10 protein-coding genes and 1 pseudogene are annotated in these 16,261 nt (G+C 63.9%); 1 reads left to right on the forward strand and 10 read right to left on the reverse strand.

Features of this window, described 5'->3' with window-relative positions:
- Positions 1-134: 134 nt before the first annotated feature.
- The 3 genes from IPM84_06930 to IPM84_06940 all read right to left on the reverse strand — a co-directional run bounded on the left by IPM84_06930 (position 135) and on the right by IPM84_06940 (position 3,164).
- Positions 135-800 (reverse strand): SOS response-associated peptidase, encoded by a 666-nt coding sequence (locus IPM84_06930; protein ID MBK9092501.1) that lies wholly within the window; start codon positions 798-800, stop codon positions 135-137.
- Between the two features lie 43 nt (positions 801-843).
- Entirely contained in the window at positions 844-1,566 is a 723-nt protein-coding gene (locus IPM84_06935) for a glucose-1-phosphate thymidylyltransferase (protein ID MBK9092502.1), read from the reverse strand.
- Between the two features lie 65 nt (positions 1,567-1,631).
- On the reverse strand, positions 1,632-3,164 hold the full coding sequence (locus tag IPM84_06940; protein ID MBK9092503.1) for a DUF348 domain-containing protein: 1,533 nt from the start codon (positions 3,162-3,164) through the stop codon (positions 1,632-1,634).
- 139 nt (positions 3,165-3,303) lie between these two features.
- Here IPM84_06940 and IPM84_06945 point away from each other — a divergent pair, with 139 nt between their 5' ends.
- A complete protein-coding gene (locus IPM84_06945) occupies positions 3,304-4,908 on the forward strand; it encodes a LysM peptidoglycan-binding domain-containing protein (protein MBK9092504.1) in 1,605 nt (534 codons plus the stop codon).
- 176 nt (positions 4,909-5,084) lie between these two features.
- Here the strand turns inward: IPM84_06945 and IPM84_06950 are convergent.
- The 7 genes and pseudogenes from IPM84_06950 to IPM84_06980 all read right to left on the reverse strand — a co-directional run bounded on the left by IPM84_06950 (position 5,085) and on the right by IPM84_06980 (position 16,259).
- Positions 5,085-6,663, reverse strand: a pseudogene (locus tag IPM84_06950) (ABC transporter ATP-binding protein).
- Between the two features lie 578 nt (positions 6,664-7,241).
- Entirely contained in the window at positions 7,242-8,249 is a 1,008-nt protein-coding gene (locus IPM84_06955) for a BMP family protein (GenBank protein MBK9092505.1), read from the reverse strand.
- 119 nt (positions 8,250-8,368) lie between these two features.
- Positions 8,369-9,298 carry an ABC transporter permease gene (locus tag IPM84_06960; GenBank protein MBK9092506.1) on the reverse strand — a complete coding sequence of 310 codons (930 nt, stop codon included), beginning with the start codon at positions 9,296-9,298 and terminating at the stop codon, positions 8,369-8,371.
- A complete protein-coding gene (locus IPM84_06965; protein ID MBK9092507.1) occupies positions 9,294-10,442 on the reverse strand; it encodes an ABC transporter permease in 1,149 nt (382 codons plus the stop codon). Before IPM84_06965 ends, IPM84_06960 begins: the two co-directional genes overlap by 5 nt.
- A 91-nt stretch (positions 10,443-10,533) precedes the next feature.
- Entirely contained in the window at positions 10,534-13,119 is a 2,586-nt protein-coding gene (gene xdh / locus IPM84_06970) for a selenium-dependent xanthine dehydrogenase (GenBank protein MBK9092508.1), read from the reverse strand.
- 239 nt (positions 13,120-13,358) lie between these two features.
- Positions 13,359-14,579 carry an ABC transporter permease gene (locus IPM84_06975; protein ID MBK9092509.1) on the reverse strand — a complete coding sequence of 407 codons (1,221 nt, stop codon included), beginning with the start codon at positions 14,577-14,579 and terminating at the stop codon, positions 13,359-13,361.
- A gap of 24 nt (positions 14,580-14,603) precedes the next feature.
- Positions 14,604-16,259, reverse strand: a complete 1,656-nt coding sequence (locus IPM84_06980; protein MBK9092510.1) for an efflux RND transporter periplasmic adaptor subunit — start codon at positions 16,257-16,259, stop codon at positions 14,604-14,606.
- Positions 16,260-16,261 lie beyond the last annotated feature (2 nt).

Raw genomic sequence — 16,261 nt, forward strand, 5'->3', positions numbered from 1 at the left:
GGAGTCAATCTTCGGCCGGGCGCCGCAGCCAACAGGAATGTTGATTCACGCTGCTTGCGAGCACTGTGGGAACGGACAATGCTCACGCAGCCTGGTTGAATTATAGAACTTGTCCACGAAAAGCGCAAGCAAACTCATCCTGGCGCAATGCAGGCCGGGCTGTCGTTGGCCGGCGCGTTGACCGTGCGCGACACCGGGTAGAGCGCCATTTCGCCGGCCGGATAAGAAACCAGCAGCGGGGCCAAATCGGTCGGGGCCAACGGCGCAGGGTCGAGCCAGGCCGCGTACGCCGCGGGCGGCAGGATGACCGGCATGCGGTCGTGCAACGCCGCGATCAGGCTGTTTGGCCCGGTGGTGATGATGGTGCAGGTGGGAAGCGCCACGCCGTCCGGGGTCTGCCAAACCTCCCACAGGCCAGCCAGGGCAAACGGCCGACCTGAGACCAAATGAATGAAGAAGGGTGTCTTGCCACCGTTGTCCTTGCGCCATTCGTAGAAGCCATCGGCCAGGATCAAACAGCGCCGCTTGCGCAAAGCCGTGCGGAACGACGGCTTCTCGGCCAGGGTCTCGGCGCGCGCGTTGATCATGCGGCTGCCGATGCTGGGGTCCCTGGCCCAGGAGGGAATCAGGCCCCATTGAAAAAGCTCAACCCGGCGCGCCGCCGCGTGGTTGGCGATGACGGCCACCGGCTGCGTCGGGGCAATGTTGTAGCGCGGCGCCAGGTTTGCCGGCGGCTCGGCCAGGTCGAACTCAGCCTGAATCGTTTCAGGCGAAGCAAAAAGGGTGAAACGCCCGCACATGATCGTTCCTCCTCAGCGCCCTCAGAGATAGCACGCCACGGCCCTACATCCGCGGCAGCATGCTGATCCCTTGCTCCAGTTTGACGATGGTGTCGGCCGGGTAATAGCCCTTACGCAGGCTGACATTGGCGTAGATCAGCGTGCGCGGGCCGATGATGCAGCCGGGGTTGAGGACCGAGTTACAGCCGGTCTGCGCATCGTCGCCCATGATCGCGCCCATCTTGGCCAGGCCGGTATCCACCATCTGGCCGTTGACCTCCAGCCGGATGGTGCTGCGCTGGCGGGTGGTCGGGTCTTTCTGGCTGGTCAACGCCAGGTTGCTCAGCTTGGTGCCTGCGCCCAGGTTGACGCGATTGCCCAGGATCGAATCGCCCACATAGGCAAAGTGGGGCGCATGCGCGCCGTTCAGGAAGATCGAATTCTTGACCTCGCTGGCATGGCCGATGATGCTATCATCGCCAAGAATGACATCGCCGCGCACGTACGCGCCGTGGCGAATCTCACAGTGCCGGCCGATGATGCAGGGGCCGGCCACGTAAGCGCCTGGCTCGATGATGCTCCCCTCGCCCAGGTAGATCAACTCCGGGTTGACAAGATAGGCGCCGGTCGCGACGGTGCCGAGCAGCGCCGGCTGATAGGCCGTAGCCAACTGCGCCCGTGCATAGGCGCCAATCGCCGGCAGTGCCTGCCAGACGAACGCCAGGTCATCGAACAAGGCCGCATGAGCAAAGGCAGATAGATCGAAGAACAAACGTGGTTGTAACATGCACATACCCTCGCACAAAAAGTGGTTTCAAGAAAACTAACGCCACAACTCAACCGCCGGCCATTTCAACGACGCCGGTCAGGATACTTGGGCCAATCTGGCAACACCCAGCGAATTTGATAAGTTGGGGGGGGCGGCCACAACAGATAGACATCACTCCACCAGTGCCACGATTGGTACTCGCCCTCGGAAAAGCCGAGGTCAACGAACTTACCCTTGACCCCGCCACCGGTGTCGCCGGCCAGGCCCTTGCCGTAGTCGGGGACATACACCCATGAACGCAGCGGAATCACGGTGGGGTCCACCGCGACGATTCCGGTGCTGAGCGGCAAGCCGATGCGGGTGCGGCCGTAGGAGGGGCTGCTGCGCGGCACGCCCGCACTGGAAGCGGTGTAGGACGTGGTGTATGCACGCAGCTTGCGCCAATAGATGATCGGACCCTCTGGCGTATCCAGCGTTTTCTGGGTAATCTGGCGACCGTACGCCAGCACCCGTGTGATCGGCTCTTGCGCCACCCAACTTTCCTGCAGCGTCCGCGCCACCACCTGGTTGTCCTCGTAGCGCATACGGTAGCGCTGGCGCTGGATGCCATCCTGGCCGGCCACACTGACCCGGCTGCGATCAATCTCCAGTTTATCGTCACCCACCCAGATGGAAATGAACGGCACCACCTGCTGCTCAATTTCCAGGACTTCACGCACGCGAATGACCCGAATGGCCAGGTTGGGCACCAGGGGCGTCGTCAAGGCCGGCTCCACCTGATCCAGCCCGACCACCACGATCCCCTGCTCGGCCAGGGCGTCACCCACCGTGTACTGGCGGGTGCGCGTTTTCAAGGTCTCGCCATCGGCAAAGAACACCACGGGCGTCGAGCGCTGGATGAAGACCCGTCCGCCGGCGCGTACCGGGCTGCCCAGACTGGGCTGCACGACATCCCCCAGGTAGAGAACGAACTGCTCGCGGCGCAGCGCTTCCCCAACTGTGGGCGCCGTGGTCATGAAGGTCAACGGCAGCCCCTCGTCCAGCACCGTCAGCGGCACCGCGCGGCGCAGCGTGAGCGTGAGCGGCGCCGGCTGCTTGCCCACCCACGGCCGCCCGGCCCGGTAGCGCGGGGCCACGCCAGGCTCGATCACAGGGACAGGCAGCGCGGTTTGATCGGTCACGGGAACCCCATCCAGAAAGCGCTCGTCCATCCCCGCAGGCGTGATGCCCGCGGCCGGCCAAATGTCACCCACCCGCTGGCTGTGCGTGCGCACCAGGATTTCACGGCCGTCCGCAACGACCAGCAGTGGCCGCGCCCGCGTCACCTGGACATGCAGTCCAGGCGCAATCGCCTGCTCCAGCGCCGGCGTCATGTGATCCCCGGGCGCCAGGGCCAGGTTCAGCTCAGCCAACAGCTCGCGCACGGTGCGCTGATGGGTGAAGACGCGGTCGGCGTAGCCGTCCACCTGCACGGTGACGGGGGCCAACGTGGCAACAAAGCACCAGACCAGGCCGGCCATCAACAGCACGACGGCCAAGCGCGCCAGAACCGTCTGCGGCCTGACCGCGACGGCGCCAGTTTCCAGGGCGTGGGCAGGGAAAACACGATCGCTCATAGGTTCATTATAACCTGACGCGCCTGCAAGAGCCAAACGCGGGCCTGATTCTGGTATTTGCCCATCCTGGTGTATAATAGCTGCACCCGTCGTGCTCGGGCACAAAAAACTCAGTGGCTTGATTTTCGGAGGAAAAGAAATGGCCGGTCAACTTCGTCGTCGAACTTTCGTCGTGGTCGTTGTATGCGTCGCCTTGCTGACCCTGGCGCTCAGCAGCATGAGCGCGGCTGCATCAACGACACCCAACGGCGGTCAGTGCAGCCAGATCGTAACGCCGCGAGCTGGCGATGGCTGGGGCAGCGTGGCGCAGCGCTACGGCGTCAGCGTGGCCGCGCTCAAGGCCGCCAACGCGCGCTACATCCGGCGCAACAACCAGCTCTGGCGCACCGACCGACTCTGCATCCCGGGCGACGGCAGCAGCGGCCCGGCAACCACAGTCACCCCGCAGCCAACCACCGGCGCCACCTACACGGTACGCCCCGGCGACACCTGGTATGGCATTGCGGCGCGCACCGGGGTGCCCTTTGCTGCCCTGTGGAACGCCAACCCCAAGCTGCAGCGCCGCGGCAAGGTACTGTTCATCGGCGATCGCATGGTCATTCCGGGCGCCAGCGCGTCCACCCCCGGCAGCAGCACGGCAACACCGGTACCGGGTGGCAGCGCAACCAAACCGCCAATCGCCGGCATGCCTGCGTGCCCCACGCAGTTTGCTGACTACACCACCGGTATCCATGACGCGCTCAACGCCAATCCTGTGCAACTGTTGGATTGGTTGCGAACCTGTGGCGCAGTGACCAGCGCGCACGGCGGCGTCACCATCCAGGACATCAACGGCGACAAGCTCGATGACTACATCATCGTCATCACCGACCCCATCTCCGCGGCCGCGGTGCCCACCGGCGACCTGTTGATCTTCCATGCCGGGCGCGACAGCAAGGAACTGGCCTACCAGGCCGGCGCAGCCGGTGACGTCGCCCTGCTCGACACCAGCGACATCAACGCGGACGGCAAGATTGACATCTCCTGGACCGATACCACCTGCGGCGCGCACACCTGCTTCGGCACGGTTCACATCATCTCCTGGGACCCGGCCAGCAGTTCGTTCCAAAACTGGATTGACGGCAACGCGACCATGGCCTATCCCACGGTCAGCTTCAAGGACATCAACGACGGTTCAGGCCAGGAGCTGCTGCTGCACGGCGGCATCATCGCCTCGGTGGGCGCCGGGCCACAGCGTTCATGGAACGAGACCTGGTCATCGCTTGCGGGCGCGCCGTACAGACTGACCGATCTCATGTATGATCCGTCCACCTGTCTGTATCATCATCTGCTGGATGCGAATCAACTGATGCTCACAGGGAAGTATGCCGAGGCGGCCATCGCCTACGATGCCCTGCTGAACGACAGCGCCCTGGAGAAGTGCGGCACCCGCGATAACGAACTCGACGAACTGCGCAGTTTCGCCCGCTATCGCCTGGCGCTTGCCTACGCGTACAGCGGAGAAATGGAAAAGGCGGAGGTCACCGTCGTCGAGTTCCTGGCGGCCGAGCCGGTCAACCTGTATGCCCAGGTGGCCGATCTCTGGTGGCAGGCATACGAAAAACCCCAAGATGCAGTGGCCGCCTGCGCCGCAGTGACCGCCTTTGCCAAAGACAACCCGGACACATGGCTGATTCTGTTCGATTTCGGCTACGCCAACCCAACCTTCAGCGAGAGCGAGGTCTGCGTCGCACCGGCGGCGTAGAAACCAGGCGTCAAAAAGACATCCGATTTCTCTCAGAAATCGGATGTCTTTTTTTGTCCGGTGGCGAGCGATTGAAATCGCGCCTGATGGGCCTGGCGGCCGGGCGGCCACCTGCGTGGACGCGATGCCAGTCGGCGCAGGCCGACTTTGCGGCGGAACGCCCCTTCGCCCCGAATTCATTCGGCGGCCTGGCGCACACCAGCCATCATCAGCCCCAGCTCCTCAGCGTTCGTCTCATCGCGCTGGACAACGCCCATCACCTCGCCCTCGTACAGCACCGCAATGCGGTCGGAAAGGGCCAAAATCTCGTCCAGGTCTTCGGAAATGAGCAGAATGGCCGTGCCCTGGCTGCGCTGATCGAGCAGGCGCTGATGAATATATTCGGTCGCGCCAATGTCCACCCCACGCGTGGGCTGCGCGGCAATCAGCACCGTGGGGTTGTTGGACAACTCACGGGCCAGGATCACCTTCTGGATGTTGCCGCCGCTCAGGTTCTTGATCGGCGTGTCAATGCCCGGTGTCTTGATACGGAACTCCCGCACCAGGTCCTGACTGCGCCGGGCAATGGCCTTGAAATCGAGGAAACTGCTCTTGCTGAAGGGCGGCCGCACATGGTCCTGCAGGATGATGTTTTCAGCCACGGAGAATTCCTGAATGACGCCATCGTGCATGCGCTCCTCAGGAATGTAGCGCAGACCCGCCTCGATGCGTTGCCCCACTGACCAGGCGGTGATGTCGGCGCCCAGGAGGGTGATGTGACCATCGCGCAGGTCGCGCAGGCCGGCGATGACCTCGGCCAGGGTACGCTGCCCGTTGCCGCTGACGCCGGCGATGCCCAGGATCTCACCGCCGCGCAGCGTTTGCGTCAGGTGATACAGCGCGCGTGCCCGTGATCCGGTAGGCTTCCACATCGTTGAGCGAGAGCAGCGTCTCGCCCACCTGCACCGGCACGCGCTTGCGTTCCAAAAGCAATTCCCGGCCCACCATCATGCGCGCCAACTGCTGCCGCGTGACGCCTTCGTTGGGCACGGTGCCCACCAGCGCGCCGCCGCGCAGCACGCTGATGCGGTCGCTGAGCGCCAGCACCTCGCGCAGTTTGTGGCTGATGAACACCAGGCTGTGGCCTTCTCGGGTCATCTGGCGCAGGGTCACGAACAGGTCGTCCACCTCCTGCGGCGTCAGCACAGCCGTCGGCTCGTCCAGAATGAGCAGCGCCGCGCCGCGATAGAGCGCCTTGATGATCTCCACGCGCTGACGCACCCCCACCGGCAGCGTCCACACGGGGGACTTGGGATCAACCTGCAGGCCATAGGCGGCGGACAGCACACGGATGCGCGCTTCCACCTTGTCAAGATCGAGCAGCGGGCCGCGGCTGGATGGCAGACCCAGGGCGACATTTTCGGCCACGGTCAGCGTGTCCACCAGCATGAAGTGCTGATGCACCATGCCGATGCCCTGACGCAGGGCGTCGGTGGGAGTGTGAATCTCCACCGGCCGGCCATTGGCGCGAATCTCACCGCCGTCCTTGTGATAGAGGCCGTACAGCACCTTCATCAGGGTGGACTTACCGGCCCCGTTTTCGCCCAGCAGCGCATGCACCTCGCCGGCCTTCACATCGAAGTCAATGCGGTCGCAGGCCAGCACACCAGGGAAGCGCTTGACGATGCCGCGCATCTCCAGCAAGTCAATGCGCGGCAACCCGGTTGGCAGCAGCGCGGGAGAAGAAAGTGAAACCGGGGCGGTCGAGTTCGTCATAAAATACCCTGACACAAAAGTAAGACTCCCCACGTAGGTCACGCCTCCGGCGTGACAACACCGTCTGCCGCATGCCACACCCACTGACGCCCCGAATTTATTCGGGGCTACAGTCACGCCGCTCTCTCCCCCCCTTCTCCTCTCCGCCACGCGGAGAGGAGAAGGGGCCGGGGGATGAGGTGAGGCCGCTCTCCCCCCTTCTCCTCTCCGCACGCGGAGAGGAGAAGGGGCGGGGATGAGGTGAGGCCGCTCTCTCCCCCCTTCTCCTCTCCGCCACGGAGAGGAGAAGGGGCCGGGGGTTGAGGTGAGGTCCCTCTCCCCCCCTTCTCCTCTGCGCCCAGCGGAGAGGAGAAGGGGCCGGGGGTTGAGGTGAGGCCCCTCTCCCCCCCTTCTCCTCTACGCCCAGCGGAGAGGAGAAGGGGCCGGGGCATGAGGTGAGGCCGCTCTCTCCCCCCCTTCTCCTCTCCGCCACGCGGAGAGGAGAAGGGGCCGGGGGATGAGGTGAGGCCGCTCTCTCCCCCCCTTCTCCTCTCCGCCACGCGGAGAGGAGAAGGGGCCGGGGGATGAGGTGAGGCCGCTCAAGGCAGCGGCTTGATCTTCCCGTCCTTGATCGCCTGGATCGCCTGCTCGGCCGCCTTCTTGACATCGTCAGGCACCGGAGAGCCGGCGTTGAAGACAATCTTCAGGCCGCCGTTGGACAGGGTCAGGGTGTAGGCCTTGCCGCCCATCGTGCCCTTCTGGTGCAGATCAATCATGTCCTTGACCACCGCGGTCCAATCGAAGACCTGGGTTGCCACGACGGCATCAGGCGCCAACGAACTTTGATCGCTCTGCGTGCCCAGCCACTTGACGCCCTTGCTCTTGGCCACACCGATCGCGCCCACCACCTGCTGCGCGGAACCGGTGAGCACGTCAGCGCCGGCCGCGATATGGGTGTTGGCCGCTTCGGCTGCCAGGGCGGTATCGCCGAAGGAGCCGGTGTAGCTGATATTGACCTTGATGTCCGCCTTGGTGGCCGTGGCTCCGGCCACAAAACCGTCAATGTACAGCTTGGCATCGCCGGCTTCCACCGGGCCAACGACGCCCAGGACGCCCGATTTGCTCAGCATGGCCGCGATCACGCCGTTGACGTAGCCGCCTTCTTGCGCGTTGGCCTCGTAGGCAAACACATTCTTCAGGTTCTTACTGGCGCCGGTGTCGGTGGCCGTGCCCCAGGCAAAACTGGTGCCGGGGAAGTCCTTGGCCACATCGAACATCGAGTTGCCATACTGGGTGCCGTGCGCAATGACCAGGTTGTAACCTTCGGTGGCGTAGTCACGCAGGGCCGCCGCTGCATCGGCCACCTGGAACATGTTGTCGGAATAGGCAAGCTGCAGCTTATCCTCGCCCATTTCCTTTTGCACGGCCTTCAGGACACCGTACATGGCCTGGCCCCAGGCCATGTCTGTGATCGGGCTGGGCAGCACGATCGCAATCTTGAAGGGGCCTTTGCTGACGGCTGCCGTCGGCTGGGCAGCCTGGCAACCTGTCAACAACACGCTGATGACCAACAACAGCACGAGCACAGTGGTGATTGAACGACGCATACGATTCTCCTTTGACTTTCTGCTGACTCACAAAAAACTCAACAATCCGCCGAACAAGTTCGACGCCTGATGGCACTCGATTTTTCGAGTGCCTTTCTCAAGTGATTTCATATCTGCCATCAACCGCTGCGCTCGAACGGCTTATCGAGCGCAGCCGGCTGTTTGATCTGGTTGGTGGCAAAGATCAGAACAATAATCGTCAACAGGTACGGCAGCATCACGGCCAGATCAGACGGGATGGGGATGCCCTTGACCTGTACCCACAACTGCAGCGAGTTGACGGTGGCGAAGAGCAGCGAACCGAGCAGCACGCCCACGGGCCGCCAGCCGCCAAAGTAGACCAACGCCACGGCGATGAAGCCCAAGCCATTGGTCATGTTCTCCTGAAAAACGTTCAGGGTGCCGATGCTCAGGGACGCGCCGGCCACGCCCGCCAGCGCGGCGCCAAAAATCACCCCGAAGTAGCGCACACGGTTGACGCTGACGCCGAGCGAATCGGCCGCCTCTGGATTCTGGCCGACGGCCCGCACCTTCAGGCCCAGCGTGGTCTTGTCGAACAGGAACCAGATCGCCGGCACCATGAGATAGGCCAGGTAGACCAGGATGTTATGGTTGAAGAAGATGTCGCCCACGACCGGGATGCTACTCAGGACAGGGATCTTGATCTCCTCGAAACCGCTGACCCCCACGACTGAACCGATCAGGACACGGAAGAGCAGGCTGCTAAGCCCCAGGCCGAACAGATAGAGACCGATGCCGCTGATGCCCTGTTCGGCCTGAAACGTCACGCTGATGACCGCCATCAACAGGCCCATCAACGCGCCCACCACAAGCGCCGCGCCGACGCCCAACCACAGGTTGCCGGTTTGGAAAACCGTGAAGAACGCGGCAAACGCCCCCATCAGCATGATGCCGTCCACGCCCAGATCAAGCACCCCGGACCGCTGGGAGACCGCCTCACCGAGTGCGGCCAGCAGATAGGGCGTGGCCAGGCGGATGCCGCTGTGCAGGATGCCGATCAACACCGCGGTTGTGAGCAGATCACTAATCACCGGCCGCCTCCTGTGGAGGGATGACAGGGGAAATCTCGGCGGTCGGGGCCACGGGCGCCACGCGGCGCAGGGCGCGCCGTCGCACAAAATAGTCGCTGGCCACCACGAAGAGCACAATCAGGCCGTTGATGGCCACCACCAGCGAACTGGGCACCTGCACCGTGCGCTGCATCTTGTCGGCGCCCACCAACAGGCCGCCAAAGATGATCGAGGCCGGGATCGCCCCCAGCGGGTGCAGCTTGCCAAAGAGCGCGGCCACAATGCCGCTGAAGCCATAGCCGCCCGACAACCCTTCGATCATGCGATGATGAACCCCCGTCACTTCGACGGCGCCGGCCAGGCCGGCAAACGCGCCGCTGAGGATCAGCGCCAGGGCCATGTAGCGCCGCACCGGGATGCCTGCGTAGCGCGCGGCTGAGGGGTTGAGACCGACTGCGCGGATACGGAAACCGATGGTGGTGCGCCACAGAAAGATGAAAACCACCACCGCCAAAATCACCGCCAGAACCAACCCGGCATGCAACAGGGTGCGCGGCACCAGGCGCAAGAGCCACACCTGATCCGGCAGCGTGGCGCTCTGGGGAATGTTCGTGCCGGCGGCAATTTGCTCCGGATCAAGCATGGGGCCACGCAGCAGAAAATTCATCAACTGCAGCGCGATGGCGTTGAGCATGACGGTGCTCAGAATCTCGTTGACCCCAAAGCGGGCCTTGAGCACGCCGGCGATGCCGCCCCACACGGCCCCACCTGCCACCCCCGCCCCCAGGGTCAGCGGCACCAGCAGCACACCGGGCAGAGTGGGCAAGGCCAGAGCGACGGCCGCGGCCGCCACGGCGCCGATGATGATCTGTCCCTCGCCGCCGATGTTGATGACCCCGCCGCGAAAGGCAATACAGATACCGAGCGCCACCAGCAGCAGCGGCGTGGACTTGGCCAGGGTCTGGGTAAAGCCGCTGACCGTGCCAAACGCCCCGCGCAACAGTGAGCCGTAGGCGGTCAGCGGGTTGACGCCCAAGATCGTCAGCAGAACGGCCCCGACGACCAGGGCCAGGATCGTGGCAAAGAACGGCAGGAGCGCATCGAAGAGCCGGCTGCTGTTCAGCCGCCTCGCCAAGCCACTCTGCTCACCTGGTTCGCTCATGAAAAGCCACCCCTATCATCATTAGGAACAGTCCCCGACAAGTCGGGGACTTCGGATCGGGAGCGCCGACATGGTTCGGCGCATGGGCAGATCAACGCGCCCGCTTGGGCAGCGCCATCGGCAGCCGCGTGCGGCGCACGCCATCGAACTGACACAGCGCATTGGCCACCGCGCCGGCCGTCGGCACCAGGCCGATCTCGCCCACCCCCTTGGCGCCGTAAGGCCCGTAGGGGTCCGGCACCTCGACGCCGATCACCTCGATCTCCGGCATTTCTTTGGCGCGCAGGATGCCGCACTGGCGCAGGCGCGTGCTCTTGAAATAGCCGCCTTCCATCGGCAGATCCTCGCTGATCGCATAGCCCAGCCCCATGTGCAACGAGCCTTCCACCTGGCCCTCGAAAAGCGTCGGGTTGAAGATCTTGCCCGCGTCATGCGCCGCCACAATCTTGGCAATCTGCCCGTCATCGTTCAAAATGACAAGTTGCGTGGCGTAGCTATACGAATAGTGGGTGGCGATACGCTCCGGGACCCCGGAAGTCTCCGTCGCCGCCTTGACCGGCGTTGTCCATTCCACGCGCCAACTGCCCTCGTAGGCGCGGCCCACCAGGGGATCCAGGCGGCCGCCGGTCTGATCCAAATCGGCGCGCAGTTTGCGCGCCGCGTCAATCATCGCATTGCCCACCAGCGATGTGGCGCGCGACGCGGTGGTCATGCCGGCCTCTTGCCCGGAAGCCGTGTCTACCCGCATCTCGACAATTCTGGGGTCAACGCCGGTCTCGGTACACAGAGTCTGCAAGGCGACCGTGTGTACGCCCTGCCCCATCTCGGTCCAGCCGTGGTCAACCACGATCCTGTCGGCCGCCAGCACACTGATGCGCACGCGTGAGGCATCGGTCACGCCGTTGCCGATACCGGTATTCTTGATGCCGCAGGCCAGCCCGGCAAACCTGGCCGCACGAAACTCGTCTTCGACGGCCAGGAGCGTGGCGCGCAATCCGGCTCCGCCCTCAATCACCTGTCCCGTCGCCGTCATGCTGCCCTCAGTAATCGCGTTGTCATAGCGGAACTGCCAGCGGTCGAAGCCCCCCTGCTGGCACAGGTCGTCAATGCAACCCTCGATGGCAAAGGCCGCTTGATTGACGCCAAACCCGCGCATGGCGCCGCACGGCACGTTATTGGTGTACACTGCCACCGCCTCGATGTCCGCGACCGACACATGATACGCGCCCGTGGCGTGACCAGCGGCCCGCTCCAACACCTTGGCGCCGACCGACGCGTAGGCCCCGGAATCGCCAATGATGCGCGCCTGCACAAAAGTCAGCTTGCCGGCCGCATCGCAGCCCACGCGATAATCCAGCACCATGGGATGGCGCTTTGGGTGCATCCGAATGGACTCATCCCGCGTCAGCTTCACCTTCACCGGCCGGCGCAGCAGATAGGCGATCAGCGCCGCGTGTCCCTGCACCGACAGATCCTCCTTGCCGCCAAATCCGCCGCCGTTGGGCACCAAAATCACCCGAATTTGTTCTTCCGGCATGCCCATCAGCGCCGCAATCTGCGTGCGGTCTTCGTAGACGCCCTGGCTCTGCGAGAGCACGGTGAGTCCGTCCTCCTCCGGGTAGGCGATGGCCGCTTCCGGCTCCATATAGCCATGCTCGATGCGCTGGGTTTGATAGCGATCCGAGGAAATGAAGGCCGATGCCCGCTGCGCCGCCTGCAGATCACCACGCTTGATGATCGTGCTGTCCAACACGTTGCCGGCGGGGTGCAACTGCGGTGCATCGGGCAGCAGCGCCTCGAAGGGATCGGTCAGCGGCGCCAACACTTCGTAGTCAACCTCGATCTTGGTCGCCGCCAGGCGGGCCGCCTGCTCTGTCTCTGCCACGACCTCCGCCAGCACATCGCCGATGTAACGCGTCTCTTCGCCCACCGCCACCATCAACGGCCAGTCCTGCTGGATCAACCCCACATGCCGGCGCCCCGGCACATCGGCCGCGGTGACGATGCGCAGCACGCCCGGCACCTGGCTGGCGGCCGTGGTGTCCAGGCGCCGGACGCGGGCGCGTGGATAGTCACTGAAACGCAGCGCCCCATGCAGCATGCCTTCGATCTGGATGTCATCCACGTAAGGACGTTGACCAAGCACGGCGCTGTAGGAATCGTATTTGGGATGGCGATCGCCCACATGCCCTGGCGTGACGGGCTGTGGAACCTCTTCCTCGTGCCAAATGGCGCCCGCGGCCACTTCAATCGCATCTACAATCTTCTTATACCCCGTGCAGCGGCACAGGTGCGGCGTCAGCGCCCTGGTGATCTCGTCGCGGTTGGGCTGCGGCTGGCGATTGATGAGCGCATTGGCCTGCATGACCATGCCAGGAATGCAGAAGCCGCATTGAATGCCGCCAGTGGCCACAAAGGCGTGCGCAAAGACCCGCTGGCGATACTCGCCCAGGCCCTCTGTGGTGGTAACCTGCCCACCGTCCGCCTTCTTCATGGGCGTGACGCAGGAGAGCACCGCCTTACCGTTGAGGTCCACCGCGCAGCAGCCGCAGGCCGCCTGGGGTGAGCAGCCATCCTTGGGCGAGATGATCCCTTCATGCTGGCGCAGGTAGGTCAGCAGCGGCAGATCAGGGTCACCCTCGAAGTGCTTGAGTTGACCGTTCAGAACGAAGTTCATAGCGCTTTCCCTTGTTTCGGTGAAAAGTCGTCAGCGTTTCAGATCGGCATGCCAGGCCGGTCGGGGCATTTACAACCGAGGAATCAAACTCCAATTATCTTACCCCAAAGGCGTATCAAATGTCAAACTGGCCGCCCAAAATAGTGAGGGGAAGCGCCTGAAAACAACAAGCCACGCCGTCAGCAGATTGTTCTGCTGGCGGCGTGGCTTGCCTGCGGGGGGGACTGACGATCGGACTTCTATTCGTAGCGCAGCGCGTCGATCGGATTCAGACTGGCGGCGCGGTTGGCCGGGTAGAGGCCGAAGAAGACTCCGATCGCCAGCGAGACGGCCAGGGCCAGCACCACACTTTGGCTGGTCACTACGGCCTGGCTGCTGCCCAGCAATGGCGTGATGATCTGGGCGCCGACGACACCGAGCGCCACGCCGACCACACCACCCAGGGCACTCATGACAATCGCCTCCGTCAGGAATTGCACCAGGATGTCCCCGCGCTTGGCCCCCACGGCCTTGCGCAGACCAATCTCGCGCGTGCGTTCGGTGACGCTGACCAGCATGATGTTCATGATGCCGATACCGCCCACCAGGAGCGAGATGGCCGCAATGCTGCCCAGCAAAGTCGTGAAGGTTCCCGATGTCTCCGCGACGCTGCTCAGGATGTCGGCCTGGTTTTGCACCAGGAAGTCGTTATCCGCGCCGGTTGCCAGGCCATGCAGGGTGCGTAGAATTGCCGTCACCTGCGCCTGCGCCAGGTCCATCTCCTCGGCCGTGCGCACCTGCAGGTTGATCGAGCGCAGGGTGATGGTGCCCGCGCCGCCCAGCTTGAGCTGCGCGGTGCGCAACGGCATGATGATGATGTCATCCTGATTTTGCGGCCCGCTTTGCCCCTTGGACTTCAACACGCCGATCACTTCGTAGTTCTGGCGGTTGATGCGCACCGTCTCGCCGATGGCATTCACCTCACTACTGCCAAACAGATCCTCCACCACCGATGTGCCAAGCACGACCACCATCGCCACGTTTTCATTGTCTCCCTGCGTCAGGAATCGTCCGCGTGTGACGGTTGTGTTGCGCACGGTGGCATACTCCTCAGTGACACCGTTGATGGTCGTCGAGGTCGTGCTGCCGCCATACGTCACCGTGGCGTTGGCGCTGTACAGCGGCGCCACCTGGCTAACCGACGTAGCCAGACTCTTGATCGCGTTCACGTCGTTCATGGTCAACGTGCGGCTGCTCTGCTGCAGGCCGCTCTGTGAGAAGCCAAAGTTCGACATCGCGGTCACAGTGACCAGGTTCGATCCTAACGATTGAAACTGGCTCACCACCTGCGCCTGTGCGCCTGTGCCTGCGGCTACCAGGGCGATGACCGCCGCGACACCAATCACAATTCCCAGCATGGTCAGCACGGTTCGCATCGTGTGTGCGGTCAGCGAACTCACGGCCACGCGTAACACCATCATGAGCTTCTTCATCGGTGACTCCTTTTAGCGCCCACCCAACTGCCGGGTGACATTCATCATCATACTGCCGCCGGAGCCGCCTCCGCTGCTGGCGCTGCTCGTGGTGGAGGCCATCTGCACAACAACCTGGTCGCCGGGGTTGAGACCCTTGACGATCTGCGTGTAGATCCCATCGCTCAGCCCCACCTCGACCGGCACCGCCACCGGATCGCCATTCGGATCGGTGGTATTCGGCACGAGCACCTGGTAAAGGCCGTTGGCTTTGGTCAGGGCCAGAGTGGGCACCAACAGGGCATCGGCAGCCTGACCGACCTGGATTTCGACGTTGGCGGTCATGCCGACGAGGAGGGCCAGGTTGTCGGCGCCGCTGAGAGAGACCGGCACGGCGTAGACCATGACCCCGCCTTGCAGCGAGCCTTGCAGGGGCACGGTGAGCACCTTGCCCTGCAACGACTGGCCGGGGAAGGCGTCGAAGGTGATGGTGGCATCCTGCCCGGCGCTGATCTGGCGGATGGTCGTCTCGTCCACCGAGGCGACGACCTGCAGGGTCCCCAGATTGGCGAGGGTGAGGATGGTCGTGTTGGCGGTCACCTGGTCATCCACGTTGACGTTGGTTTGCAGGATGGCGCCGGCGAAGGGCGCCAGCAACCGGGCGCCGGCGAGGGCGGCTTCGGCATCGCCCAGGGTCAGCCGTTTCTTATCCACGGCGGCCTGGGCAGCGGCGATCTTGGTGGCATCGGCGCCGGCGTCGAGGTCGGTGCGCGCTTCCTGGGCGGCCTGCAGCGCGACTTCGGCCTGGTGCAGGGCGAGTTCGGCCTGCGCCAGCGCCAGCTTATCGCCGCCGGCCTGTGCCTCGGCCAATGCCTCCTGCGCATCCGCCAGCACGACGTTGGCCTTCGCCGCCTCGGCCGCTCTGGATTGGCGCGCCAGCTCACGCTCAACCTGCACGCGCGCCAGGTCAACCTGCGCCGCGGCCAGCGAAACCTGGTCGTCGGGAATCTCAGCGATCTGCTCCGCGTTCGGGTTGCTCAGCGCCTGCAGCTCGGTAATGCGGCGCTGATACCAACTCACGGTGTACTGTAAATCGCGTTCGCTCTTGGCCAGTGATTCATGGCCGGCCAGCGTGGCCTGAAGTTGCAAGAGAGCCAGGCTATCCTGCGCGTCTTGCACGGCGCTGCGCAGGCTGGTCAGGTCCGGCGACTTGAAATCGGCCAACTTGTCATTGGCTTGGGCCAACGCCTGCTTCGCCGTGGAGACAGCCACATCGGCCTGGGCAATTGCCAGGGTCGTGGCCGGCGTCTGCAGATCGCTCAAGGCTTCCTCGGCCGCCTGCAGATCGCTCCGGGCCTGATCCCGCGCCTGCTCATACGGCGCCGGGTCAATCGTTGCCAGCACCTGCCCGGTTGTCACCACGTTGCCGGCCTGCACCGCCAGGGTGAGCAGATTGGTTGTCCCGCTCATCTGCTCGAAGGCCAGATTAGCGCTCTGCTTGGCCTCCAACTGCCCCACCACACTCAGGCTCGAGTTGAGAGATCCCTGGGTCACATCCACAATCTGTGTGTAAGTTTGACCGCTTGCGCTGCTGGCCGTGGTCGCGGCCCGGCTCTGATAGAACCAATACCCACCTGCTGTCACGGCAACCAGGACGGCTGCCAATAAGATTCTGATCGTGCGTTTCATGT

This window comes from Candidatus Amarolinea dominans (genome assembly GCA_016719785.1).
GTDB classification, from domain to species: Bacteria; Chloroflexota; Anaerolineae; order SSC4; family Amarolineaceae; genus Amarolinea; species Amarolinea dominans.